The following is a 22,439-nucleotide window of genomic DNA, read 5'->3' as shown; positions in this document are numbered from 1 at the left end:
AGATACCCCTCATCCGGCGCTTCGCGCCACCTTCTCCCACAAGGGGAGAAGGGAGGGCAGCTCGCAAGTGGCGAGAGATCAAGAGGCTGAGAACTTACCCGAACGCCCGCCGCAGCCGCTGCGCCAAATCGAACAGCATCTGGTTCTGTTTCACCAGCCGCTTGCCGTGGCTCAGCGAGGACATCGCCATTGCCGCGAGTTTTCCGCGTGACGTCAGCGGAACGAAACTGTCGAAGATGTCCTGGTCGTCCTTGCAGAACATCCGCTTGTACTCGTCCGAGCCGATGCCGAGGTCGAGCGAGCGGTAGCCGCGCTCGGCGCAGCGGTCGATGATGTAGCGCATCAGGATCAGCCCGGGGCTGTAGCGGGCGTGCTCGGACATCGTGTAGGTGTTGAACATCATCGAGAAGCGCTGGCCGTCGGCGACGCCGGCGAAGATCGCGATCACCTCGTCGTCGCATTCGAGCGCATGGATGTCGATGACGCGGCCGTCACCGCGTGGCGCAAGGCAGGCGCTGCGGATGAATTGCTCGACGCCGGGCTCAGCGAAGACGTTGGGAAGCTTCTGTTCGGCCATCCGGGCCGGCTTGACGCGGAAGAACCAGTCGAGCAGGCGGGTGATGTCCGCGTCGGCGGTCGCCAAATGATAGCGATAGCCGGCGAGCGCCTGGAGCTTCTTCTCCTTGCTCTTGAGGCGGCGGCGGAAGGAGTTGCTGATCCGCGATGCCGGGGGGCCGCCCGGTTCCATCGTAAGCAGCGGACAGCCGTTGACCGCGCTTTGGCGCGGCAAATGCGCGAACGGGTTCTGCTGGTCGTTCCAGTGCAGCGGCTGCTGGGTCAATGCGAGCACGTCGGCATGCTCGCTGAGCGGCGCAAACAGCGCGTCGAGATCGCCGCTGGCGATCTGCGCTGCAAATTCGGCGTTCCACAGGCCCATGTTGAAGGTCGTATGCTTGCCGCCCATGAAGCAGGCCGTGCGCACGCGGTGGTTTTGGCGCAGCGAGAGCGGCAGCAGCAGCAGCGGCTGATGCTCGGCGTCGCGGGCAACGACGATGAAAGGGCGGGCGCCTTCGTGCTCGCCGACCAGACGCTGCCAGGGACTAAGCAGATCAAATCGCTGATAGGGCGTGAAGAGGTGACCGGGCTGCTCGAAGGCGCGCCAGACGGCCTCGGTCGCGCCGAGATCTGTCGCAATATCGACATGCGCGATGCGGCCCGCTTTCGACCGCGCTGGCAATTCTGCCGTCCGGCTTTGCATCGCCGCAGCCATGGTCATTCGCGAACCTGTCGAGAAATCAAAAATATGCGTAATTCGGCCTGTGGCCGACCTTTGCAAAGAAATGTCAACAAAGAGTAATGACTATAAGAGGGGGGAACGGCCGCCGACGGGCGCGAGGTGGGACATTGGCATCCGACGACAGATGGCTGGAACGGCTGCGCCTCGAGCTGACCTGGTTCACGGGCCAGGCTGCGCTGCGCAGCCGTGGTGCCGGCGCCATCCTGCGCTTTGCGCATGTGCGGCCGAGGCGGCGCGGCGGGTTTCAGCCGCTGCACGAGAACGAGATCACGCCGCATTTCCTCGATCGCGCCATTCGTGCGCTGAAGCGGTGGAAGTATGATTTTGTCGGCATGGACGAGGTCTGCCGGCGCGCGGTGACGCTGTCGGAACAGCGGCGCTTCGTGGCCCTCACCTTCGACGGCGCCGGCAAGGATCTGATCGAGTTTGCCTGTCCGGTGCTGGCGCGCCACGCCGTGCCCTTCACGGTCTATGTGCCCACGGCGTTTCCCGACGGTGTCGGTGAGGCGTGGTGGCTCGGACTCGAACAGGTGATCGCGCGCGAGAGCCGTGTCAGCCTGATGATGGGCGAGAAGGAGCAGCGCTTCACTGTGACTGGCAACGCGGAGAAGCAGGCGCTGTTTTCGTTCCTCGATGCCTGGCTGCGCTCGCTGCCGCCGGCGGATGTGTCGGCTGCGATCGCAGACCTCTGCACGCGCTACCGGATCGACCTTGCCGCGCTCTCGCGCGAGGCATCGATGAAGTGGGAGGATCTGGCGAGGCTTGCGGCCGATCCGCTGGTGACGATCGGCAGTGCGACCGTGAACTATCCAGTTCTCGCGAACATGAAGGATGCGGCGGCGCTGCGCGAGATGACGATGGGCAAGGCGGTGGCGGAGGCGGCCTTCGATCGCGATATCCGGCATCTCGCCTTTCCGTTCGGCGATCGCGCCTCGTTCCGGCGCAGCCATGTCATCATGGCGGAGGAGGCCGGCTTTGCCAGCGCGGTGACGACGATCCCGGGCGTCGTGGATGCGGAGGGGCGCACCAATCTGCGCGCGCTGCCGCGCATTTCCTGGGATGGCCGGGTGCGCTCGCTGCGCATCATGCGGGTGCTGGTGTCGGGGGTTGCTTTTGCGCCGGTGAAGCCGACGGGCGGAACTACGAACTAGTTTTCGCCCGGTCCGGCCGCTGCATCCAGCTCACGATCGGCATCGCCGGCAGCACCCAGCCCATGCCGACCACCACGTAATAGATCGCCTGCCGCCAGCCGGATTCGGCGATCCACGGCATCTGCGCCAGCGCCATGCCGAGCAGGGCCCAGACGGTGGCGAGCACCAGGAGCAGGATGGTGCCGAGGAACTTGCGCGTGCGGATTGTCATGACGGAATATCGCGGCTTTCGCGTAAACTTGCGCTGCGGGAGCGGGGGACTATAAGGGGCACGCAGTTTGGTTCAAGCCTTGTCGGTTCAAGCTCTGGTTTTGCCTCGAATGACGACGATTTCCGCCCCGTCCGAACCGCATCGCGCCGTGCGCTGGTGGCTGATCTCAGTGGCTGCGCTAATCGCGCTGATGGTGCTGGTCGGCGGCGCGACGCGACTGACGGAATCCGGGCTCTCGATCGTCGAATGGAAGCCGGTCACGGGCAGCGTGCCGCCACTCTCGGAAGCGCAGTGGACGGCGGCCTTCGAGGCCTACAAGAAGATCCCGCAATATCGCGAGCTCAACGCCGGCATGAGCCTGTCCGAGTTCAAGGAGATCTTCTGGTGGGAATGGAGCCACCGGCTGCTCGGCCGTTTCATCGGCGTCGCCTATCTCTTGCCGTTCCTGTTCTTCCTCTGGCGCGGCGGCCTGTCCGGTGAGTTGAAGCGGCGGTTGTGGCTGTTGTTCAGCCTCGGCGGGCTCCAGGGCGCGGTCGGCTGGTGGATGGTGGCCTCGGGGCTGTCTGAACGCGTCGAGGTGTCGCAATATCGGCTGGCGACGCATCTTGTGCTCGCGCTCGTCATCTTCGCCGGCATTGTCTGGACGGTGCGGCGGCTCGCCGGGCGTCCGCAGATCGCGGCATCGTCGCGGCTGCGCTTCACCAGCGCCTTGCTCCTCGTCGTGACCTTTATCCAGATCTATTTTGGTGCGCTGGTCGCGGGCCTGCGCGCCGGCCGCGCCTACAACACCTGGCCGCAGATCGACGGTGCGTTCATTCCCTCAGGGGAGCGGCTGTGGTTCGAGACGCCGTGGTGGCGCAACATGTTCGACAATGCGCTGACAGTGCAGTTCGAGCACCGCATGACGGCCTATGCGCTGTTCGCGCTGGCGGCGTTGCACGCGTTCGATGCGATGAGTTCACGGGCGGGGTCTGCGGCGAGCGGCGCGCTTTTGCTGTTGGGCGCAGTCAGCCTGCAAGCATTGCTCGGCATCTTCACGCTGCTCAACCAGGTGCCGATCGATCTCGCGCTCGCGCATCAGGCGGTCGCGATCGTGGTGCTGACGCTTGCGGTGATGCAGACAGAGCGGCTCGCTCCACGGCATTCCACCGAAGCGCAGCCGCGCGCGGTTCCCGTCGGTCAGCCCGGCTGATCACTATCAGCCCGGCTGATCAGCAATAGCCGTAGATGCCGCACGAGTAGGGCAGACGCCAGAAATAATCGACCTGCTTCCCGCCGTAATACGCGCCCTGGTAATCGTAGTCCCAGGGGCGCCCGTAATAGCCCGGCAGCGTGTGCGAGCCCGGCAGCAGTGGCGTACCCGGCAAATTGCGGATGTAGCTGCCGATGCCGTAGGCCGGCGAGATCAGCGCATCCGGATCGGTCTCGACATAAACCCGCGGCGGCTCCTGCGGCGGAGCGGCCGCACGCCGCCTCGGCGTGGCCGGCAAATCGGCAGCAATCGCGGCTGAGACCGTCAGCATCGCCGCAAGGGCAGGCACCATCCAGCGCAGCATCGTCGGCTCCGAATCAAAAGGGCGATCCAGTGACGATGTATGCGGCAGGTATGGTTAATGACTGTTAACTGGAGCCATATTCCGGGGCGCACTCAGGCGCCCCGGAATGACCAGGACGGCTACGCGCCCAGCGCCTGTTCCAGATCGGCGATCAAATCTTCCTTGTCCTCGATGCCGATCGAGAGCCGCACCACGTCGGGGCCGGCGCCGGACTTGATCTTGGCAGCGTCGTCGAGCTGGCTGTGTGTGGTCGAGGCCGGATGGATGACCAGCGAGCGGGTGTCGCCGACATTGGCCAGATGCGAGAACAGCTGCAACTTCGACACCAGGCTGACGCCGGCGTCGTAGCCGCCCTTCAGGCTGAAGGTGAACACGGCGCCGGCGCCCTTCGGAGCGTATTTGCGCGCGAGCTGGTTGTACTTGTCGCTCGCAAGGCCCGCATAGTTCACCGCGGCCACCGCCGGATGGCCGGCGAGGAATTCGGCGACCGCTTTCGCATTGTCGCAGTGCTTCTGCATGCGCAGCGGCAATGTCTCGATGCCGGTGAGGATCATGAAGGCGTTGAACGGCGACAGCGCCGGTCCGAGATCGCGCAGGCCGAGCACGCGGCAGGCGATCGCGAAGGCGAAATTGCCGAACGTCTCCTGCAGCCGGATGCCGTGATATTCAGGCCGCGGCTCCGAGAGCATTGGATATTTGCCGCCGGTCGACCAGTCGAAAGTGCCGGCATCGACGATGATGCCGCCGATCGAATTGCCATGGCCTCCGAGAAACTTCGTCAGCGAGTGCACGACGATGTCGGCGCCGTGGTCGATGGGACGGATCAGATAGGGCGAGGCCAGCGTGTTGTCGACGATCAGCGGGACGCCCGCCTTGCGCGCCACCGTCGAGATCGCCTCGATGTCGGTGATGCTGCCGGCAGGATTGGCGATGGACTCGATGAAGATCGCCTTGGTGCGCGGCGTGACCGCACGTTCGAAGCTCGCAATGTCGTCGGGATCGGCCCACACCACGTTCCAGCCGAAGCTCTTGAACGCGTGCGTGAACTGGTTGATCGAACCGCCATAGAGCTTTCGCGCCGCGATGAACTCGTCGCCGGGCTGAAGCAATTGCTGCAGCACCACCACCTGCGCGGCATGGCCCGAGGCCACCGCAAGCGCGGCGGTGCCGCCTTCGAGCGCTGCGACCCGCTCTTCCAGCACCGCGTTCGTGGGATTGCCGATGCGGGTATAGATGTTGCCGAACGCCTGCAGGCCGAACAAAGAGGCGGCATGGTCGGCGTCGTTGAAGACGAACGACGTCGTTTGATAGATCGGAGTCGCGCGCGCACCGGTGGTGGGATCGGGCTGTGCACCGGCATGCACGGCGAGGGTCGAAAATCCCGGAAGGCGATCGCTCATGGAGGGCGTCCTGTTCTCGTGGTCTGAAATCGCGCGGCATGCTGATTGGCGCCGCGGCTGCCGTCAAGACGCGGCTTCACATCGGAACGATCGTGCTACGCATTGTCGCGTTCGCGAAATGAAACCTTCGCAATTGCGTCAGCTTTGCTCGCTCTTGTTTTTGGCGGCGCGGTCCGATGCCGCGGTGTCTCCGCCCCCGACACTCATCCGATTGAGGGATAAGCGCATGCCCTGCGTCGGCACCGGGGCGCGTTTGGAGCTCAGCGTGCGTGAATTGACGCCCATCCAGGAGATCTCCGACGACAGGCGGCCATATTCGATCTTGGGGCAGCGGTTCATCACCACCTTGATACCGACCGATTCCGCCTTCAGCGCCGCCGCATCGTCGCGCGCCCCCAACTGCATCCAGATCACCATCGGCAGCGGATCGAGGGTGAGGGCTTCCTCGACCACCGGCATGATGTGGCTGGAGTTGCGGAAAATGTCGATCATGTCGACGGGACGGTCGATGTCGGACAGCGAGGCGACGAAGGGTTTTCCGAGCAGCTCCTTGCCGACATGGCCGGGGTTGACCGGAATCATGTCGTAGCCGCGCTGGGCCAGATATTTGAACGCGAAATAGCTCGGTCGCACGTTGGCCGGCGAAGCGCCGACCATCGCGATCGATTTCACGTTGTTGAGGATGCCCCGGATGTAATTGTCGGGATACGCGTCGTGGTTCATTGGCTCATCTTTTCGGGCTCATCTTTTTCGCCGTCATTGCGAGGAGCGAAGCGAGGAAGCAATCCAGTCTGCCTCCGAGGTGGGATTTCTGGATTGCTTCGCTTCGCTCGCAATGACGAATTACTCGTCCCGCCATGTCGGCGTGCGCTTCTCGATGAAAGCGCCGATGCCTTCCTCGGCGTCTCGCGCCATCATGTTCTCGGTCATCACCTCTGCCGCATAGCGATAGGCGTCTGCAAGGCTCATCTCGGCCTGGCGATAGAACGCCTCCTTGCCGAGCTTGACGGTATAGGCGGATTTCAGTGCGACCTGTTCAGCCAGCGCAATGGCGGCGTCGCGCTCGGTGCCGGCGGCGACGACGCGATTGACGAGCCCGATCTCGCGGGCGCGCGCGGCCGGGATCGGCTCGCCCGTCAGCAGCATCTCCATCGCCTGCTTGCGCGGCACGTTGCGCGACAGCGCCACCATCGGCGTCGAGCAGAACAAGCCGATGTCGACGCCGGGGGTAGCGAAGTGTGCTGCTTCGGAGGCGATCGCGAGGTCGCAGCTTGCCACGAGCTGGCAGCCGGCGGCGGTGGCGATGCCCTGGACCGATGCGACCACGGGCTTGGGCAGGCGCACGATCGCCTGCATCATCGCGCTGCAGGCGGTCATCATCTCGGCGAAGAAGGCCCGGCCGCGATCCGGGTCGGCGCGGCGCGCGGTCAGCTCCTTCATGTCGTGGCCGGCGGAGAAGGCGGGACCGTTGGCCGCGATCACGACACCGCGGACGGCCTTGTCGTCGCGGATTTCGTTGAGCTCGGCATGCAGGCTTGCGATCATCCTCTCCGACAGGCTGTTGCGGGCGGCCGGGCGGTTGAGGGTCAGGACCGCGATGGGGCCCACGGTCTCGCGCAGCAGGATCGGCGGTTGCGGGGAGGGGGCGCGGGCGGCCTGGACGGACATCAAAGTGTTTCCGGTTGGATTATTGCGATTGGATGACGCAGATAACTTAATGTAACAGGGGACGTGAAGCGAGGGTGAGGGGGAGCATGGCGTTAGCGAAAATGAGCGTGGCGGAGCTCGAGCAGTTCCTCCGCAACGAGTTTCCTCAGGCCTTCAGCGGCGACGACATCACGATCGAGAGCGCGGACGGTCAGGCCTGCCTTTTGCGTCAGCGCTATAGCGAAAAGATGCTGCGGCCGGGCGGAACCGTGTCCGGCCCGACACTGATGGCGCTCGCCGATTTCGCGATGTACGTGGTGCTGTTGTCCGCGATCGGGCCGATCGGGCTCGCCGTGACCACCAATCTCAACATCAACTTCCTGCGCAAGGGGCAGCCCGGGCAGGACGTGCTGGCGGAGGCGCGGCTGCTCAAGCTCGGCAAGCGCCTCGCGGTCGGCGAGGTGAAGCTGTTGTCCGGCACCTCGCCCGATCCGATTGCGCATGTCACCTCGACCTATTCCATTCCAAACGTTTGAACTTTTCGCGGGTATCTTGATACCATATTTCTAAGTCATTGATGTTTAACAAGTAAATTCCGCCTTTGGGCATTGACCGCGGCGCCTGTGTTCTCTAGAAAACCGCCAGTCCGGTGCGGTGTTCGCGCCGATGCTCCCCGTTCACGGAAACTCTGACATGAAAACCTTTTCGGCAAAGCCGGCTGAGGTGACGAAGAAGTGGGTACTGATCGACGCCAAGGGTCTGGTCGTCGGCCGTCTCGCCACCATCGTCGCCATGCGCCTGCGCGGCAAGCACCTCCCGACCTACACCCCGCACGTTGATTGCGGCGACAACATCATCATCATCAACGCGCAGCATGCGGTTCTCACCGGCCGCAAGCGCGAGCAGAAGACCTATTACAAGCACACCGGCTATGTCGGCCACGTCAAGGAGCGCACCGCGCGCCAGATCCTCGAGGGCAAGCATCCCGAGCGCGTGCTCGAGAAGGCCGTCGAGCGCATGATCCCGCGTGGCCCGCTCGGTCGCGTCCAGATGGGCAACCTCCGCGTCTATGGCGGCGCCGATCATCCGCACGAGGCCCAGACGCCCGAGAAGATCGACATCGCCAAGTTGAACCGCAAGAACACGAGGGCCGCATAACATGGCCGAATCCATCCAGTCGCTCGACCAGCTCTCGCAGCTCAAGACGGCGGCCGCGCCCGACGCGCCCAAGCACGAGAAGAAGGTCGACAAGTTCAACCGCGCCTACGCCACCGGCAAGCGCAAGGACGCGGTCGCCCGCGTCTGGATCAAGCCGGGCGCCGGCAAGGTCACGGTCAATGCGCGCGAGGTCGAGGTCTATTTCGCCCGTCCAGTGCTGCGCATGATGATCGAGCAGCCGTTCTCCGTGGCCGCGCGGTCCGGCCAGTATGACGTGATCTGCACCGTCGCCGGCGGCGGTCTGTCCGGCCAGGCCGGTGCCGTCCGTCACGGCATCTCCAAGGCGCTGACCTATTTCGAGCCGGAGCTGCGCACCGTGCTCAAGAAGGGCGGCTTCCTCACCCGCGACTCGCGCGTGGTCGAGCGCAAGAAGTACGGCAAGGCCAAGGCCCGCCGGTCCTTCCAGTTCTCGAAGCGTTAATTGCTTCGGTCGCATTCGCCGCGAAAGCGGCTTCAATGAGATGCAAAAGGGCGCTGATTTCAGCGCCCTTTTTGCTGTTCGTTTGTATGCAAATTGATGGCGTGTTTCCTGAAAACTTGGGCTCGCATGAAAACCTGAATGGAACCCGCTGGACATAGCGTCGCATTTGGAAGGGCGCGCAAATCGGCTGAGCCGATCGCGTAACTGCTATGTCTAGAAGGGGGCCGACATGATGTCGCTCGATAGCATCACGCTCTATTTGGTCGCCACCATGGTTGCCGCACTGCTCGGCGCCATGATGGTGTTTTTCGGAAGGCAGGAGAATAGCGCTGCGCTGAAATGGTGGGGCACCGCGTATCTGCTCGGCGCTGCATCGGTGGCGCTCTGGACGGCGGCCGGCGACAGACTGGGGCCGCATCTTTACCTTGCGCTGAACGCGGTCGGCTTCGTCGCCTGCGGCATGGTGTGGAACGCGGCGCGCGTCTTTCATGGTCGCAAGCCGAACTGGCCGGGTCTCCTGATCGGCGCGCTTGCCTGGGCCGCTGCCGCCACGCTGCTCGATCCCTCCGCGTCCATGCTGCGCATGATCGTTGGCGCCGGCATCGTCTCGATCTACGCGGCGCTGACCGCGAGCGAGCTCTGGGTCGAGCGGCGCAAGAGCCTGCAGCGGCGCTGGCCGGCCTTCGTGGTCCCGGTGATGCACGGCTGCGTGTTGATGCTGCCGATCCTGCTCGGCAGCTTCCTGCGCCCGCACGATGCAGGTTTTGCCAACAGCATCTGGGTCACCGTGTTCGCGGTCGAACTCGTGCTTTATGCCGTCGGCACCGTGTTCGTGATCTTCATGCTGGTGTCCGAGCGCACCGTCACCGCGCACCGGACCGCCGCCTCCACCGATCCGCTGACTGGAATGCTCAACCGCCGCGGCTTCTCGGAAGCCTGCGGACGCGTGATCGAGCGCGAGGCCAAGGCCGGCCGTCCCGTGACCGTGATGATCTTCGACATCGACCATTTCAAGTCGATCAACGACCGCTTCGGCCATCCCGCCGGCGACGAGATGCTGAAATTGTTCTCGACCGTCGTCGTCAGCAATCTGCGCATCAGCGACATGTCGGGTCGCATCGGCGGCGAGGAGTTCGCAGCGCTCCTGCCGTGTTCGCTGGAGGAGGGCGTGCTGGTCGCCGAGCGCGTGCGCGAGGCCTTCGAGACCTCCGGCATCGTCGTCGACGAGGGCCCGGTCGACACCACCGTCAGCATCGGCGTGGCCGGCGGTCCGGCCGGCACCGAGCTCGAAGTGCTGCTGGCTTCGGCCGACACCGCGCTCTACCAGGCCAAGCGCGGCGGCCGAAACCGCGTCGAGTCGGCGGAGGAGCTGCCACTGTCGCTGGAGAACTGGCGCCGCCAGAGCGCGGCGCGGATCGGCATGCCCAACACGCAATCCAAGACACAACCGGCGACCGCCTAGGCTAAGGAGGCCTCGCGGTAATCCGCTGTTTACCATTCGATCCCTACCATTGCGGACATGGAATCGATCCGTCGACAGAATCCGCAGGCCGCCTTGATGTCGCTCGAAGCCGCTGCGACTTCGGCACGCGGCGGCTTCGCCTGCCTGTTCTCGACCGCGGACGAATACGAGAGCGCGCTGATCACCGAGCGCCGCGCCCAGGGGCGTTACACGCAAGGCCGCAGCTACTGGCCGCTCGCCCTGTTCGCCGGTTGTGCGCTGACGGTGGCGGGCACCGTTCTGCTGCTCGCCTGAGTGATCTGCATGTCTGGACCGGGCAGGGCGCCGTTTCGGCGCCTTTTTCTTTGTCGCGGGCTGCGGTAGACACGCCCATCGAACAAAAATGGGTGGAAACAGATGATCACCGAGATCGCGCAAATCGACGTCAAGCCGGGCAGCGAGAAGGATTTTGAGGCCGCCGTCGCCAAGGCCAAGGCCGCTTTCGGCCGCTCCAAGGGGTTTCATGGTTTCGAGCTGCACAAGTCGATCGAGAAGCCGCAGCGTTATCGTCTGATGGTGAAGTGGGAAACGCTGGAGAACCACACCGTCGATTTTCGCGGCTCCGAAAATTTCACCGAGTGGCGCGGCCTCGTCGGACAGTATTTTGCGGCCCCCCCTGAGGTCGAGCACACCGAAACCGTGCTCACCACCTGAGGCGGCTCAGGCCGCCTCGGCCAGAGGCGGCGCTTCATACGTCTTGAAGTGGTCGATCATGACCTTGGCGATGGCGACCAGTGGCAGCGCCAGCGCCAGGCCCCAGATTCCGAACACGACGCCGAGCAGGATCTGGAACGCGAACAGCGTGGCCGGCGGAATGTCCAGTGCCTGCCGCTGAAGGATCGGCGTCAGCACATAGCTCTCCATGGCGTGCACCCCCATGAAAAGGAGGAAGGCTGACAGCGCCGGAATCCATCCTGAGGCGAGGCTCGCCAGCACGACCACGACGCCGGCTATGATAGCGCCGACGGTCGGAATGAAGGCGAGCAGGCCTGCCTGGATCCCCAGGATGAACGAGCCGGGAATGCCGATGGCGACGAGTCCGATCCAGGTCACGACTCCCACCGCAAGCATCACGACGATCTGCGCGATCAGCCAGCGCTCCAGCGTCTCGCCGATTCGGTCGATGATCAGGGCTACGCGAGTACGATGCCTGGCCGGCGCGAGAAACAACAGGCCGTCATGATAGACGGTGGGCTGGGCGGCGAAGGCGAGCCCCAGGAACAGCACGATGAAGATGTTGCCGACCGCGCTGATGGTGCCGAGCAGCAGCTTGAACGTCTGGCTCACGATCGCCCCGCCGCTCGAGGCCAGCGCGCCAGCGCCCGGCAATCCGCCGTGCGAGCCCGAGTTCGGGGCCGGCGCCGGCGTCGCATCGGTGGAGGCAGCGGGTGCGGCGTTGCCGAGATCGAAGAAGCTGGTGTCAATCCCATGGTTTTCGAGGAAGGACCGGACGTTGGTGATCTGCGACTTGATGGTCTTGCTCAGCAGCGAGGCCTGCTCGGCGATGGTGGCGCCGCCGAGATAGGTCACGCCTGCGAGCATCACGGCCAGCGCGGCACAGACGATGGCGAGCCGGACCGCGTGGGGCAGGTGCACGCGGCGGCCGAGCGCGTTGGTCAGCGCGTTGAGGCCGACGCCGAGCAGCATTCCGGTGAAGATCAGGAGCAGGGTGGCGGCAAAATACCAGGTGAAGACCAGCATTGCCGTGAACAGCACGATGCCAATGCCCCCGACCGAGATCGCCCAGGCCAGATCAGCGCGGGTCCGGGGTCGCTCATCTGCGGGAATGGTCACATCGGCTCCTTTTCAGCGCGGTGCGCACCGCACTCTTTCGATAAACGCGATCCGGATCAAGACCGCGTCAACGCGCTGGTTTGACGCTGCCGCGTGAACGGTGCAGAGCGATGAGGAAAGAACAGGTGAGGGCGCTTGAGTTTCATCAGCAAGTGGGCCGGTCTGCTCGGCCTTCTCGCCGTGCTCGTGGTCGGCGACCAGATCCGGATCAACCGGCCCGGTCACAAATATCGCCTCACTGTCGAGGTGACGACGCCTGACGGGATCAAGACCGGGGCGGGCATTCTGTCCGTCGTGCCCGATCGCGGCTATAGCCGGGGCGGACGCACCACGATGCGCGGCGAGGCTGTGTTCGTCGAACTCGGCCAGGGAAAGAATGTGGTGGCATTGCTCGCGCATCAGCAGGGCGCGAAGCTCGATCTCGACGACATCAACTATGTCGCGCTCCGCGCATATGGCGCCGCGCGCGGCAACCGCGTCTCGTTCAACGAGCTCAACCGGCAGACCGGCGTCGTCGCGGTGCAGGGGGACCTAATGCCCGTGCTGGTGAGCTTTGGCGATCCCCTCGACCCCGCGACGGCGCGGCTTGTCGCCGGCGACCGTGCGGAGGCGGTCCTGGGCAACGGCTATGCACTCCACGGCCTTACCGCCGAAATGGTGCCCAACGGGCTCTGGCCGATTGATTTCGGTGGCGTGCTCGGGGAGTCCGTGACGCGCGGAATCGAGACGAAACTGCCCTGGCTGGCCACGCCGGGAGACGCGGCGGCGACCGCGCTGAAGGCCGCCGGCCTGCCCCTCGGCGGCGCGATCGAGGCCCGGGAGGCATTTGCGCGAAAATAGCATTGCCGTCCCGCGTACCCTTCTGTTGAATTTGTTCCACCCCAAGGGCATGTTTGGAGAATCGTCTTCGGCGAGAGGTCTGAACGGGAGATGAGAAAGCCGGTCGTCGGCGTGATCGGGAACGCCCATCGCGTTGAAAATCGATTTCAGGTCCAGATGGTCGGCGAGCGTAATCTGCGCGCGGTGGCCGAGGTGTCCGGCGGCCTGCCGGTGATGTTCGCGGGGTCGCCCGACATCACCGATATCGGCGCGCTGCTCGATACCGTCGACGGCATCGTGCTCACCGGCGCCCGGGCCAACGTCCACCCGACCCGTTTCAACGTCGATCCGTGTGAGGCGCACGAGCCCTACGACATCCACCGCGACGAGGTGGCTCTGGCGCTCTCGGTCGCCTGCGTTGCCCGCGGTATCCCGCTGTTCGGCATCTGCCGGGGCCTCCAGGAGATGAACGTCGCCTTCGGCGGCTCGCTGCATCCCGAGATCCGCGAGATCCCGGGCCGCATGAACCATCGCATGCCGAGGCTCGAGAACGGTGAGATCCACCCCGACCCGACAGTGGTGTTCGCCGATCGTCATGATGTCGATCTGACGCCGGGCGGCGCGTTCGCAGAATTGCTCGGCTGTAACAAGATCAGGGTCAATTCGCTGCACGGCCAGGGCATTCTCGATCCCGGCAAGCGCGTGCTGATCGAGGGCATTGCCGAGGACGGCACCATCGAGGCGATCCGCATCGCGGAAGCCAAGGCCTTTGCGCTCGGCGTGCAATGGCACGCCGAGTACGATCCGCAGCACAATCCGATCAATCGCAAGCTGTTCGAGGCGTTCGGTCAGGCCATGGTTGCGAAGCAGCGCGCAGCGGCGTAGCTGCAGGGCGCACCGAGGCCTATAACCATCGTCATTGTGAGCGCAGCGAAGCAAATCCAGTCGCTGTCGGGTGACGGCGTGGAGGCGACCTCGATCTCTCGGGCGGAATAAACCAGCTATCAAGAAATGGTGCGCGCCGGTTTTCTCGATTCCGATTCGTTCTTTGAGAACGAAGTGGAGTCAGACAGAGAACGAAAGTCGAGGACCGCAAACAAAAAAGGCGCCCCGAGGGACGCCTTTCGTGTGTCGCGGTCGTTCGCGCCGCTTAGCCCGAATAGTACATTTCGAACTCGACCGGGTGCGGGGTCATTTCGAAGCGGGCGACTTCGGTCATCTTCAGCTCGATGTAAGCGTCGATGAAGTCGTCGTCGAACACGCCGCCGTTTTTCAGGAAGCCGCGGTCCTTGTCGAGGTTTTCGAGCGCCTCGCGCAAGCTGCCGCACACGGTCGGGATCTGCTTCAGTTCTTCCTTCGGCAGATCGTAGAGGTCCTTGTCCATCGCCGGACCCGGATCGATCTTGTTCTTGATGCCGTCGAGGCCGGCCATCAGCATCGCGGCGAAGCCGAGATAGGGATTGGCGAGCGGATCGGGGAAACGCACCTCGACGCGCTTGGCCTTCGGCGAAGCGGTGTAGGGGATGCGGCAGGAGGCCGAGCGGTTGCGCGCGGAATAGGCGAGCAGCACGGGGGCCTCGTAGCCCGGAACCAGACGCTTGTAGGAGTTGGTCGACGGGTTGGTGAAGGCGTTGATCGCCTTGGCGTGCTTGATGATGCCGCCGATGTAGTGGAGGCAGGTCTCCGACAGGTCGGCGTATTTGTTGCCGGCGAACACCGGCTTGCCGTCCTTCCAGATCGACTGGTGCACGTGCATGCCCGAGCCATTGTCGCCGAAGACCGGCTTCGGCATGAAGGTGGCGGTCTTGCCGTAGATGTGCGCGACCTGGTGGATGCAGTATTTGTAGATCTGCATGTGGTCGGCCATCAAGGTCAGCGTGTCGAACTTCATGCCGAGCTCGTGCTGGGCGGAGGCGACTTCGTGATGATGCTTCTCGACCTTGACGCCCATCTTGGCCATGGCGCCGAGCATCTCCGAGCGCATGTCCTGCACCGAATCCTGCGGCGGCACCGGGAAGTAGCCGCCCTTGGTACGGACACGATGGCCGAGATTGCCGCCTTCGTATTCGGTGTCGGAGTTGGTCGGCAGCTCCGAGGAGTCGAGGCGGAAGCCGGTGCTGTAGGGATTGGCGGAGAAGCGCACATCGTCGAACACGAAGAACTCGGCTTCGGGGCCGACGAACACGGTGTCGCCAACGCCCATCGACTTCACCATCGCCTCGGCCTTCTTGGCGATGCCGCGGGGATCGCGGTTGTAGGGCTCGCCGGTGGTCGGCTCGAGCACGTCGCAGGTGATGACCATGGTGGTCTCGGCGAAGAACGGATCGATCGTCGCGGTCACCGGATCGGGCATCAGGCACATGTCGGACTCGTTGATCGCCTTCCAGCCGGCGATCGAGGAGCCGTCGAACATCGTGCCTTCGGCGAAAATGTCCTCATCGATCATGCTGATGTCGAAGGTGACGTGCTGCCACTTGCCGCGCGGATCGGTGAAGCGCAGGTCGACGTATTTGACGTCGTTGTCCTTGATCGATTTCAGGACGTCTTTGGCGGTCTTCATGCATACCCCTTTTGGCTCTGCGGGTCGGTTTCCAAACTTCGAGCGACCGTGTTCACGCTTCTTGAGGCGCGCGAGGCACAAACAAAACGAGGCCGCCGAAGCAGCCTATTTCTTGTCAGAATGTCGCAAAATGCGGGATAGCACCCGGCTCAGATAGCGTCCAGCCCGGATTCGCCGGTTCGGATGCGGATCGCCTCTTCGATGTTGGAGACGAAGATCTTGCCGTCGCCGATGCGCCCGGTTTGCGCGGCGCGGCGGATTGCGTCGATGGCGCGCTCGACCAGATCGTCGCCGATCACGATCTCGATCTTCACCTTGGGCAGGAAGTCGACGATGTATTCTGCGCCGCGGTACAGCTCGGCGTGACCCTTCTGCCGGCCGAAGCCCTTGGCTTCGGTGACCGTGATGCCCTGAAGGCCGACTTCCTGAAGCGCTTCCTTCACCTCGTCGAGCTTGAATGGCTTGATGATGGCTTCGATTTTCTTCACTGCGCGCCTCCCGGCCTTTCGAACAAATAGCAACGTCTTCGTCAGGATGCGCTTTTCATGACGCACGATCTTGTCTTCGCTATGCCGGGATCCCTGACCAGTCCGGCAACAACGGCCGGCCACACCCTGATAAATGCCAGTGAGCACGACGAACCGAAGCGACTTCCGCGAAAGCAGGGTCTATGCCAAGTTGCAAATGCCCTGATTATTGGAGCGTTATCAGCCTTTTAACGTGCAGCTCTGATAGGTGACGCCGACCCGCACAAAATACCGCAGACTACGAAATAGGCAAACGGTTCAATATCTGTGCAGATCGTTGTTCCGTTGCATGGGCCGCCGCGGAACGTGCCTGTTGAGAAGGCTTTTGGACAGGGAAGTGGCATGGAAGTTCTGACCAACGCCGAAATGCAGCGTGCCGACCAGCTCAGCATTGCGGCAGGCACCCCCGGCTTCAAGCTGATGCTCAGTGCCGGCCAGGCGGTCGCCGAGGCCGCCAACGCGCTGGTGGAGCAGGGGCCGATCCTGATCGTGGCCGGCCCCGGCAACAATGGCGGGGACGGTTTTGTCGCAGCCGCCGAGCTCGCCGCGCAAGGCCGCGAGGTCTCGGTGATCCTGATGTGCGAGCGCGACCAGCTCCAGGGCGATGCGGCCTCGGCCGCGCGGGGCTGGAAACACCCGGTGCTCCCGTTCAACCCGCAGGCGATCGGGCGACCGGCGCTGATCGTCGATGCGCTGTTCGGCGCTGGCCTCAGCCGTCCGGTCGAGGGCGAGGCGCGTGAGATGATCGAGGCAATCAACGCCAACGGGGCGCCGGTGCTCGCGGTTGACCTGCCGAGCGGCATCAACGGCACCAGCGCAGCCGTGCTGGGCGTGGCGGCGAACGCCACCGAGACAGTCACCTTCTTCCGCAAGAAGCCGGCGCATCTGCTGCTGCCGGGGCGGATGCATTGCGGCCACGTGCGTGTCGCCGACATCGGAATCGACGCGCAGGTGCTGGACGAGATCGCGCCGCAGATATTCGAAAACGATCCGGACTTCTGGGGCGCAGCCTTTCCGGTGCCGCGCATCGACGGCCACAAATACGCGCGGGGCCATGTGCTGGCGGTCTCGGGCGATGCGGCCGCGACCGGTGCGGCGCGGCTCGCCGCGCGCGGGGCGTTGCGCGCCGGCGCGGGCCTGGTGACTCTGGCCACACCGCGTGATGCGCTGGCAATCAATGCGGCTGCGCTCACCGCGGTGATGGTTCGCCCCGTCGATACCGCCATCGAGTTCGGCGAGCTGCTCGGTGACAAGCGCTACAACACCTGCATGATCGGTCCGGGCGCGGGTGTCGGCGAGCGCACCTGCGATCTCGTCCACACAGCGCTTAATGCGCAGCGGCGCCTGGTGCTCGACGCGGATGCGCTGACGAGCTTTGCCGCCAATCCCGAGCGCCTGTTCGAATCGATCAAGATGTCGCAGGACAAGGCGGTGGTGCTGACGCCGCACGAGGGCGAGTTCCCGCGGCTGTTCTCCGACCTCAGCAATAAACATCCGGGGCGCTCGAAGATCGAGCGCGTGCGCGCCGCCGCCGAGCGCTCAGGCGCGGTCGTGCTGCTGAAGGGCGCGGACACCACGATTGCCGCGCCCGACGGCCGCGCCACCATCGCCGCCAACGCACCGCCCTGGCTCGCCACCGCGGGTGCCGGCGACGTGCTCGCCGGCATCATCGCAGGCCTCCTCGCGCAAGGCGTCCCGGCGTTTGAAGCCGCCAGCATCGCCGTGTGGATGCATGGCGAAGCGGCGAGCGAGGCGGGGCCGGGCCTGATCGCGGAGGATCTCACCGAGACGCTGCCCGCCGTGCACCGACGAATCTATCATGCGCTGGGGATCGAGTACTAATGCTCAGGCAGCTCGCGCTCACCGATATGGGCGCGGCGGCGCAGGTTCACCGGGCCGCATTCGACCATGCGATGCCCAGGCTCGCTGGGCTGCATACGCCGGACGAGGATCGCTGGTTCTACCCCGAGCGTGTGTTCGCGAGGTGCCGCGTGTGGGGACGCTTCGATGCCGATGTACTGAGCGGGATCATCGCTTTCCGTGACGGCTTGATCGAGCAGCTTTACGTGCTTCCTGCTGTTCAAGGGCGGGGGACTGGCACCGAACTCCTTGACGTCGCCAAGCAAGCCAGCGAACGGCTGGAGCTCTGGACCTTTCAGCGCAATACGCGCGCAAGGCGCTTCTATGAAGCGCGCGGGTTTACGTTGATCGAGCAGACCAACGGGACCCGAAACGAGGAGAAAGAACCGGACGCTTGCTATCTTTGGATGCGTCCAGGCCGATAGCTCACTCCACCCCGTACCAGCGCACCAACCGCGGCGCGGCCCAATCGGTTACGACGGATTCGATCAGCCACCGCCCGGGGGAGGCCGCAGCGAACGCGATGCGCTGGGTCTGGCCGGGTTCGATCGCGAGCGTGTCGAGCCAATAGGGCTTCCAGCCGTCGTCGAGCTTGTCGAGCAGCCGGAAATGGTGGCCGTGGAGATGGAAGACGGTGGCGACGGGTGCGGGGTTCTTGAGGGCCAACACGACGGTGCGGCCAGCCTTGGTGCGAAAGGCGGGGGCGGAGGACGTCGAGAAATTTGCGGGCCGTACCCACCCGGCGTCGGCCGCCCCGAGCGCGACATCAAATCGCAGGGCGCCCCTCAGATCGAGCCGGTCGGGCAGGTCATTCGGAGGGAGCGGCTGCGGCGGCGACAGCGGCGCGCGCCGCTCAAGCTTGCCGGAGACGGTCAGGCGGCCGACCTGGCGCGCCTCCTTGCCGTCATGCAGCAGGAATGGGGCCGACGTGGCCGCATCCACGAAGGCGTCGGCGCGTGCGCCGGGAGCCAGCACCAGCGCGCCGTTGCGAGCCGGAAACGGCTCGGCCGGCTGTCCGTCCAGGGCCAGCACCTGGACCTCGTGACCTTCCAATTTGATCGCCAGAACAGAACGTTGCGAGCCGTTGATAAAGCGCAACCGCAGCCGCTCATTCGTCGAAGCTGAGAGTTCGAATGAAGTCGTTCCGTTGATTGTAAAGAGCGGGGATGTGTCCTTCGGGTCCCGGCCTGGGGTAAGCGCGGTCCCATCCGGCCGCAGCCGCCATTCCTCGATCAAGAGCACCACGTCGCGATCGGCGGCGACCGCGTTGGTCTCGGTGGCGATGATCGGAAGCGGGCGGGCGGGCTGCTTCAGGCCGTCCTCGAACAGCCGGAAGTCGGCCAGCAGGGTTCCCGCGTTTGGCACTGAAACGATTGATGTTTCCGTCGCTTCCGGGGCCGTCGGGGCGCGTCCCCGAAGCGGGTCGGCGGCGGCCGGGCCGTTGAGGCCGTACCAGACTGGTGCAAGCGGTACAGGCAGGCCGTTGCGGAAGACCACCTCGCAGCGGTCGCCACGTTTGAGACGGACATCCCCGAGGTGGCTTACGGCGGCCAGCTCCCAGATGGGTGTAGCCGGCTGCCCCGGCCTCAGAGCCAGCGTCGCCGGCCTTGCCTGAAGGGCGAGCTGGGCGGTCATGGCCGGGACTGCGCCGCCCGCCATCAGCCCGGCCGCAGAGGCGCCAAGTCCGGCGCCAAGTCCGGCCAAAACCTCGCGCCTCGTCGGGTCGAAGATCCGCGTTTTCATGGCCGATCCGGACCACGCCGAGCTGGATAAGTCCAGCCGTCGTGCCTAGTTGAAGCCTGTCTCTATCGGGCCATTTTTTTGCTGCGAACAGGCGGGCACATGCTATAAGCCCGCCGCCCGCGGCATCGCGGCCGGTCTTGATGCAAATTTACGCGGGCGTGGCGGAACTGGTAGACGCGCTGGATTTAGGTTCCAGTGACGAAAGTTGTGGGGGTTCGAGTCCCTCCGCCCGCACCAAGCGCTTTCAGCGTTTGCACGGATTACGCGATCTGCTCCCGCGCGGATGTTTGTCCGCCGGAAGCCGGTCCGATGAACCACCGGCGTTGAGGCGTTCGCCTCGCGCCGGATCGATTAATGACAGCGTCCCGACGCATGCGCGCCGGGACCGAACGAAAAGAAGATTGGACACCATGCAGGTCACAGAAACCCTCTCGGAAGGTTTGAAGCGCGAGTTCAAGATCAGCGTTCCCGCGTCTGATCTCGACGCCAAGGCCGGTGCCAAGCTCGTCGATCTCAAGGACAAGGTTCGCATCAACGGCTTCCGTCCCGGCAAGGTGCCGGTCACGCACCTCAAGAAGGTCTATGGCCGCTCGGTGATGGCCGAGACCATCGACCAGACCATCCGCGACACCAACACGCAGCTGTTCTCCGAGCGCGGCTTCCGCCTTGCGACCGAACCGAAGATCACCATGCCGACCGAGCAGGCCGAGGTCGAGGAGCTGCTCAACGGCAAAACCGATCTGACCTACACCGTTGCGATCGAGGTGGTGCCGTCGATCGCGCTCGCCGACTTCAAGACCTTCGAGGTCGAGAAGCCCGTCGCCGAAGTCACCGACGCCGACGTCGACGAGGCGATCAAGCGCATCGCCGATTCGAACCGCGGCTATGCCGCGAAGGACGAGGGCGCCAAGGCCGAGTCGGGTGATCGCGTCACCGTCGCCTTCAAGGGCACCATCAACGGCGAAGCCTTCGAGGGCGGCGCCGGCGAGGGCATCCAGGTGGTGATCGGATCCAACACCTTCATCCCCGGCTTCGAAGAGCAGCTCACCGGCATCGGCGCGGGCGAGACCCGCACGCTGAAGGTGGCGTTCCCCAAGAACTACATGAACGAAAAGCTCGCCGGCCAACCAGCCGAGTTCGAGACCACCGCGACGCTGATCGAGGCGCCGCAGGATCTCGCGATCGACGACGAGTTCGCCAAGACGCTCGGCCTCGAATCGCTGGACAAGCTGAAGGAAGCGGCGCGCGAGCGGCTGGTCGCCGAGTTCGCGACCGCGACGCGCCAGCGCGTCAAGCGCGCGCTGCTCGACCGCCTCGACGAGGCCCATCGCTTCGAAGCCCCGCCCTCGCTGGTCGACGAGGAGTTCAATCTGATGTGGAACTCGGTGAAGGCCGAGATGGACTCCGCCGGCAAGACCTTCGCCGACGAAGACACCACTGAAGACGCCGCCAAGGAAGAGTACCGCAAGATCGCCGACCGCCGCGTGCGGCTCGGCCTCGTGCTCTCCGAGATCGGCGAGAAGAACAAGATCTCCGTGACCGACGACGAGGTCGGCCGCGCCGTGATCGAGCGGGCGCGCTCGATGCCGGGCCGCGAGAAGGAGGTCTGGGACTATTACCGCAGCAACGCCCAAGCGTTGGCCCAGCTTCGTGCACCGATCTATGAGGACAAGGTCGTCGACTTCATCCTCGAGCTTGCCAAGGTGACCGAGAAGAAGGTCTCGCGCGACGATCTCTACAAGGACGACGAGGCGGAAAAGACCGCCGCCTGAGGGCTCCCGAAGAGCCTTTAGGAGAGCCTTTGGGATAGCCTTGCATTAAGGATGATCAGCGAAGAGGTCGAGCTAGCCAGTTGGCCGGCTGGGCCTCTTTGTACGAATCAGCTTCAACTGCCTCACGGATTAAGCCTTAATTCGCTCCGCACTTGTCAGGCGCGAATTGGGCTATATCTGTCGCTACGCCTTCTGCTTCTACCAAGCTCTTCTACTATCAAGTTCCTGCATCACGGGACGTCCATCGGCCTTCCGGCAGATCCAGCTCCGACTGGCAGCCGGGCCTGGCGATGTCCGCCTCTTCAAAACCTAGGTGACTCATGCGCGATCCGGTTGAAACCTACATGAACCTCGTGCCCATGGTGGTCGAGCAGACCAACCGTGGCGAGCGCGCCTACGACATTTTCTCGCGCCTTCTGAAAGAGCGCATCATCTTCCTGACCGGGCCGGTCGAGGACGGCATGTCGACGCTCATCGTCGCGCAGCTGTTGTTCCTTGAGGCGGAAAATCCGAAGAAGGAAATCTCGATGTACATCAACTCGCCGGGCGGCGTGGTGACGTCGGGCCTTGCGATCTACGACACCATGCAGTTCATTCGTCCGCCGGTCTCGACACTGTGCACGGGCCAGGCTGCCTCGATGGGCTCGCTGCTGCTCTGCGCCGGCGAGAAGGACATGCGCTTCTCGCTGCCGAACGCGCGCATCATGGTGCATCAGCCCTCCGGCGGCTTCCAGGGCCAGGCCACCGACATCATGCTGCACGCCCAGGAAATCCTGAACCTGAAGAAGCGGCTCAACGAGATCTACGTGAAGCACACCGGCCAGACCTACAAGGCGATCGAGGACGCGCTGGAACGCGACAAGTTCCTGACCGCGAGCGACGCCAAGGAGTTCGGCCTGGTCGACAAGGTCATCGACAAGCGCGCCGAGGAAACCGCGGCGCCGAAGACTCCGTAGCACTAC

Annotated in this window: 24 protein-coding genes and 1 tRNA gene; 15 read left to right on the top strand and 10 right to left on the bottom strand. The window is 64.3% G+C overall.

The genetic code is table 11. The features are described from left to right. Nucleotides 1-94 precede the first annotated feature (94 nt). On the bottom strand, nucleotides 95-1,276 hold the full coding sequence (locus AC0L3C_RS06660) for a GNAT family N-acetyltransferase (protein ID WP_473407482.1): 1,182 nt from the start codon (nucleotides 1,274-1,276) through the stop codon (nucleotides 95-97). 128 nt (nucleotides 1,277-1,404) lie between these two features. On the opposite strand from AC0L3C_RS06660, the gene AC0L3C_RS06655 reads away from it, so the two are divergent. Continuing rightward, nucleotides 1,405-2,448 carry a polysaccharide deacetylase family protein gene (locus tag AC0L3C_RS06655; protein ID WP_473407481.1) on the top strand — a complete coding sequence of 348 codons (1,044 nt, stop codon included), beginning with the start codon at nucleotides 1,405-1,407 and terminating at the stop codon, nucleotides 2,446-2,448. Here AC0L3C_RS06655 and AC0L3C_RS06650 read toward each other — a convergent pair. Continuing rightward, the gene (locus tag AC0L3C_RS06650) at nucleotides 2,438-2,659 is read right to left on the bottom strand and encodes a DUF2842 domain-containing protein (RefSeq protein ID WP_007611039.1); all 222 of its coding nucleotides are present in this window, start codon (nucleotides 2,657-2,659) and stop codon (nucleotides 2,438-2,440) included. The genes AC0L3C_RS06655 and AC0L3C_RS06650 overlap by 11 nt on opposite strands. A 109-nt stretch (nucleotides 2,660-2,768) precedes the next feature. On the opposite strand from AC0L3C_RS06650, the gene AC0L3C_RS06645 reads away from it, so the two are divergent. Then, entirely contained in the window at nucleotides 2,769-3,851 is a 1,083-nt protein-coding gene (locus AC0L3C_RS06645) for a COX15/CtaA family protein (RefSeq protein WP_473279202.1), read from the top strand. Between the two features lie 19 nt (nucleotides 3,852-3,870). Here AC0L3C_RS06645 and AC0L3C_RS06640 read toward each other — a convergent pair whose 3' ends face one another. The 4 genes from AC0L3C_RS06640 to AC0L3C_RS06625 form a co-directional block, all read right to left on the bottom strand. Further along, the gene (locus AC0L3C_RS06640; RefSeq protein ID WP_473279201.1) at nucleotides 3,871-4,215 is read right to left on the bottom strand and encodes a hypothetical protein; all 345 of its coding nucleotides are present in this window, start codon (nucleotides 4,213-4,215) and stop codon (nucleotides 3,871-3,873) included. Nucleotides 4,216-4,334: 119 nt separating this feature from the next. Continuing rightward, nucleotides 4,335-5,615 (bottom strand): O-acetylhomoserine aminocarboxypropyltransferase, encoded by a 1,281-nt coding sequence (locus AC0L3C_RS06635; protein ID WP_007611036.1) that lies wholly within the window; start codon nucleotides 5,613-5,615, stop codon nucleotides 4,335-4,337. 138 nt (nucleotides 5,616-5,753) lie between these two features. Continuing rightward, a complete protein-coding gene (locus tag AC0L3C_RS06630) occupies nucleotides 5,754-6,338 on the bottom strand; it encodes a CoA-binding protein (protein ID WP_473279199.1) in 585 nt (194 codons plus the stop codon). 120 nt (nucleotides 6,339-6,458) lie between these two features. After that, nucleotides 6,459-7,283, bottom strand: a complete 825-nt coding sequence (locus AC0L3C_RS06625; RefSeq protein ID WP_473279198.1) for an enoyl-CoA hydratase — start codon at nucleotides 7,281-7,283, stop codon at nucleotides 6,459-6,461. An 86-nt stretch (nucleotides 7,284-7,369) separates the two neighbouring features. Here AC0L3C_RS06625 and AC0L3C_RS06620 point away from each other — a divergent pair, with 86 nt between their 5' ends. From AC0L3C_RS06620 to AC0L3C_RS06595, 6 genes are all read left to right on the top strand, one after another. Next, on the top strand, nucleotides 7,370-7,798 hold the full coding sequence (locus tag AC0L3C_RS06620) for a PaaI family thioesterase (protein WP_007603483.1): 429 nt from the start codon (nucleotides 7,370-7,372) through the stop codon (nucleotides 7,796-7,798). Nucleotides 7,799-7,955: 157 nt separating this feature from the next. Beyond that, nucleotides 7,956-8,420 carry a 50S ribosomal protein L13 gene (gene rplM / locus AC0L3C_RS06615; RefSeq protein WP_018455120.1) on the top strand — a complete coding sequence of 155 codons (465 nt, stop codon included), beginning with the start codon at nucleotides 7,956-7,958 and terminating at the stop codon, nucleotides 8,418-8,420. Nucleotide 8,421: 1 nt separating this feature from the next. Next, nucleotides 8,422-8,901, top strand: coding sequence for a 30S ribosomal protein S9 (gene rpsI / locus AC0L3C_RS06610; RefSeq protein ID WP_007603485.1), 480 nt, complete (start codon nucleotides 8,422-8,424; stop codon nucleotides 8,899-8,901). A gap of 229 nt (nucleotides 8,902-9,130) precedes the next feature. Next, nucleotides 9,131-10,363 (top strand): GGDEF domain-containing protein, encoded by a 1,233-nt coding sequence (locus tag AC0L3C_RS06605; protein ID WP_473407480.1) that lies wholly within the window; start codon nucleotides 9,131-9,133, stop codon nucleotides 10,361-10,363. Between the two features lie 57 nt (nucleotides 10,364-10,420). Further along, nucleotides 10,421-10,657 carry a hypothetical protein gene (locus tag AC0L3C_RS06600; protein WP_473279196.1) on the top strand — a complete coding sequence of 79 codons (237 nt, stop codon included), beginning with the start codon at nucleotides 10,421-10,423 and terminating at the stop codon, nucleotides 10,655-10,657. A 102-nt stretch (nucleotides 10,658-10,759) separates the two neighbouring features. Beyond that, on the top strand, nucleotides 10,760-11,056 hold the full coding sequence (locus AC0L3C_RS06595; RefSeq protein WP_027518288.1) for an antibiotic biosynthesis monooxygenase family protein: 297 nt from the start codon (nucleotides 10,760-10,762) through the stop codon (nucleotides 11,054-11,056). Between the two features lie 6 nt (nucleotides 11,057-11,062). On the opposite strand, the gene AC0L3C_RS06590 is transcribed toward AC0L3C_RS06595, so the two are convergent. Continuing rightward, on the bottom strand, nucleotides 11,063-12,196 hold the full coding sequence (locus tag AC0L3C_RS06590; RefSeq protein WP_473407479.1) for an AI-2E family transporter: 1,134 nt from the start codon (nucleotides 12,194-12,196) through the stop codon (nucleotides 11,063-11,065). 135 nt (nucleotides 12,197-12,331) lie between these two features. On the opposite strand from AC0L3C_RS06590, the gene AC0L3C_RS06585 reads away from it, so the two are divergent. Both AC0L3C_RS06585 and AC0L3C_RS06580 read left to right on the top strand, forming a co-directional pair. Beyond that, nucleotides 12,332-13,036 carry a hypothetical protein gene (locus AC0L3C_RS06585; RefSeq protein WP_473407478.1) on the top strand — a complete coding sequence of 235 codons (705 nt, stop codon included), beginning with the start codon at nucleotides 12,332-12,334 and terminating at the stop codon, nucleotides 13,034-13,036. Nucleotides 13,037-13,126: 90 nt separating this feature from the next. Further along, entirely contained in the window at nucleotides 13,127-13,900 is a 774-nt protein-coding gene (locus AC0L3C_RS06580; protein ID WP_027518285.1) for a gamma-glutamyl-gamma-aminobutyrate hydrolase family protein, read from the top strand. Between the two features lie 265 nt (nucleotides 13,901-14,165). Here the strand turns inward: AC0L3C_RS06580 and glnA are convergent, their stop codons facing one another. Beyond that, nucleotides 14,166-15,575, bottom strand: a complete 1,410-nt coding sequence (glnA, locus tag AC0L3C_RS06575) for a type I glutamate--ammonia ligase (RefSeq protein ID WP_007603494.1) — start codon at nucleotides 15,573-15,575, stop codon at nucleotides 14,166-14,168. A gap of 149 nt (nucleotides 15,576-15,724) precedes the next feature. Continuing rightward, complete coding sequence (locus tag AC0L3C_RS06570; RefSeq protein WP_007603495.1) at nucleotides 15,725-16,063, bottom strand: P-II family nitrogen regulator; 339 nt, start codon at nucleotides 16,061-16,063, stop codon at nucleotides 15,725-15,727. Between the two features lie 381 nt (nucleotides 16,064-16,444). On the opposite strand from AC0L3C_RS06570, the gene AC0L3C_RS06565 reads away from it, so the two are divergent. Next, nucleotides 16,445-17,944, top strand: a complete 1,500-nt coding sequence (locus AC0L3C_RS06565; protein ID WP_473407477.1) for an NAD(P)H-hydrate dehydratase — start codon at nucleotides 16,445-16,447, stop codon at nucleotides 17,942-17,944. Then, nucleotides 17,944-18,387 carry a GNAT family N-acetyltransferase gene (locus AC0L3C_RS06560; RefSeq protein ID WP_473279191.1) on the top strand — a complete coding sequence of 148 codons (444 nt, stop codon included), beginning with the start codon at nucleotides 17,944-17,946 and terminating at the stop codon, nucleotides 18,385-18,387. Before AC0L3C_RS06565 ends, AC0L3C_RS06560 begins: the two co-directional genes overlap by 1 nt. Before the next feature lies 1 nt (nucleotide 18,388). On the opposite strand, the gene AC0L3C_RS06555 is transcribed toward AC0L3C_RS06560, so the two are convergent. Further along, a complete protein-coding gene (locus AC0L3C_RS06555; protein WP_473407476.1) occupies nucleotides 18,389-19,705 on the bottom strand; it encodes a multicopper oxidase family protein in 1,317 nt (438 codons plus the stop codon). 152 nt (nucleotides 19,706-19,857) lie between these two features. Between AC0L3C_RS06555 and AC0L3C_RS06550 the strand changes: the two genes are divergently transcribed. The 3 genes from AC0L3C_RS06550 (at nucleotide 19,858) to AC0L3C_RS06540 (ending at nucleotide 22,433) form a co-directional block, all read left to right on the top strand. Continuing rightward, nucleotides 19,858-19,942: transfer RNA gene (locus tag AC0L3C_RS06550), tRNA-Leu, on the top strand. A 173-nt stretch (nucleotides 19,943-20,115) separates the two neighbouring features. Beyond that, a complete protein-coding gene (tig, locus tag AC0L3C_RS06545) occupies nucleotides 20,116-21,477 on the top strand; it encodes a trigger factor (protein WP_473407475.1) in 1,362 nt (453 codons plus the stop codon). Between the two features lie 320 nt (nucleotides 21,478-21,797). Then, the gene (locus tag AC0L3C_RS06540; protein WP_473259823.1) at nucleotides 21,798-22,433 is read left to right on the top strand and encodes an ATP-dependent Clp protease proteolytic subunit; all 636 of its coding nucleotides are present in this window, start codon (nucleotides 21,798-21,800) and stop codon (nucleotides 22,431-22,433) included. Nucleotides 22,434-22,439: the final 6 nt, after the last annotated feature.

The organism is Bradyrhizobium sp. WSM4872 (assembly GCF_055811715.1).
Note: the sequence above shows the minus strand (reverse complement) of the source record. Positions and strands in the feature narration are given on the sequence as shown.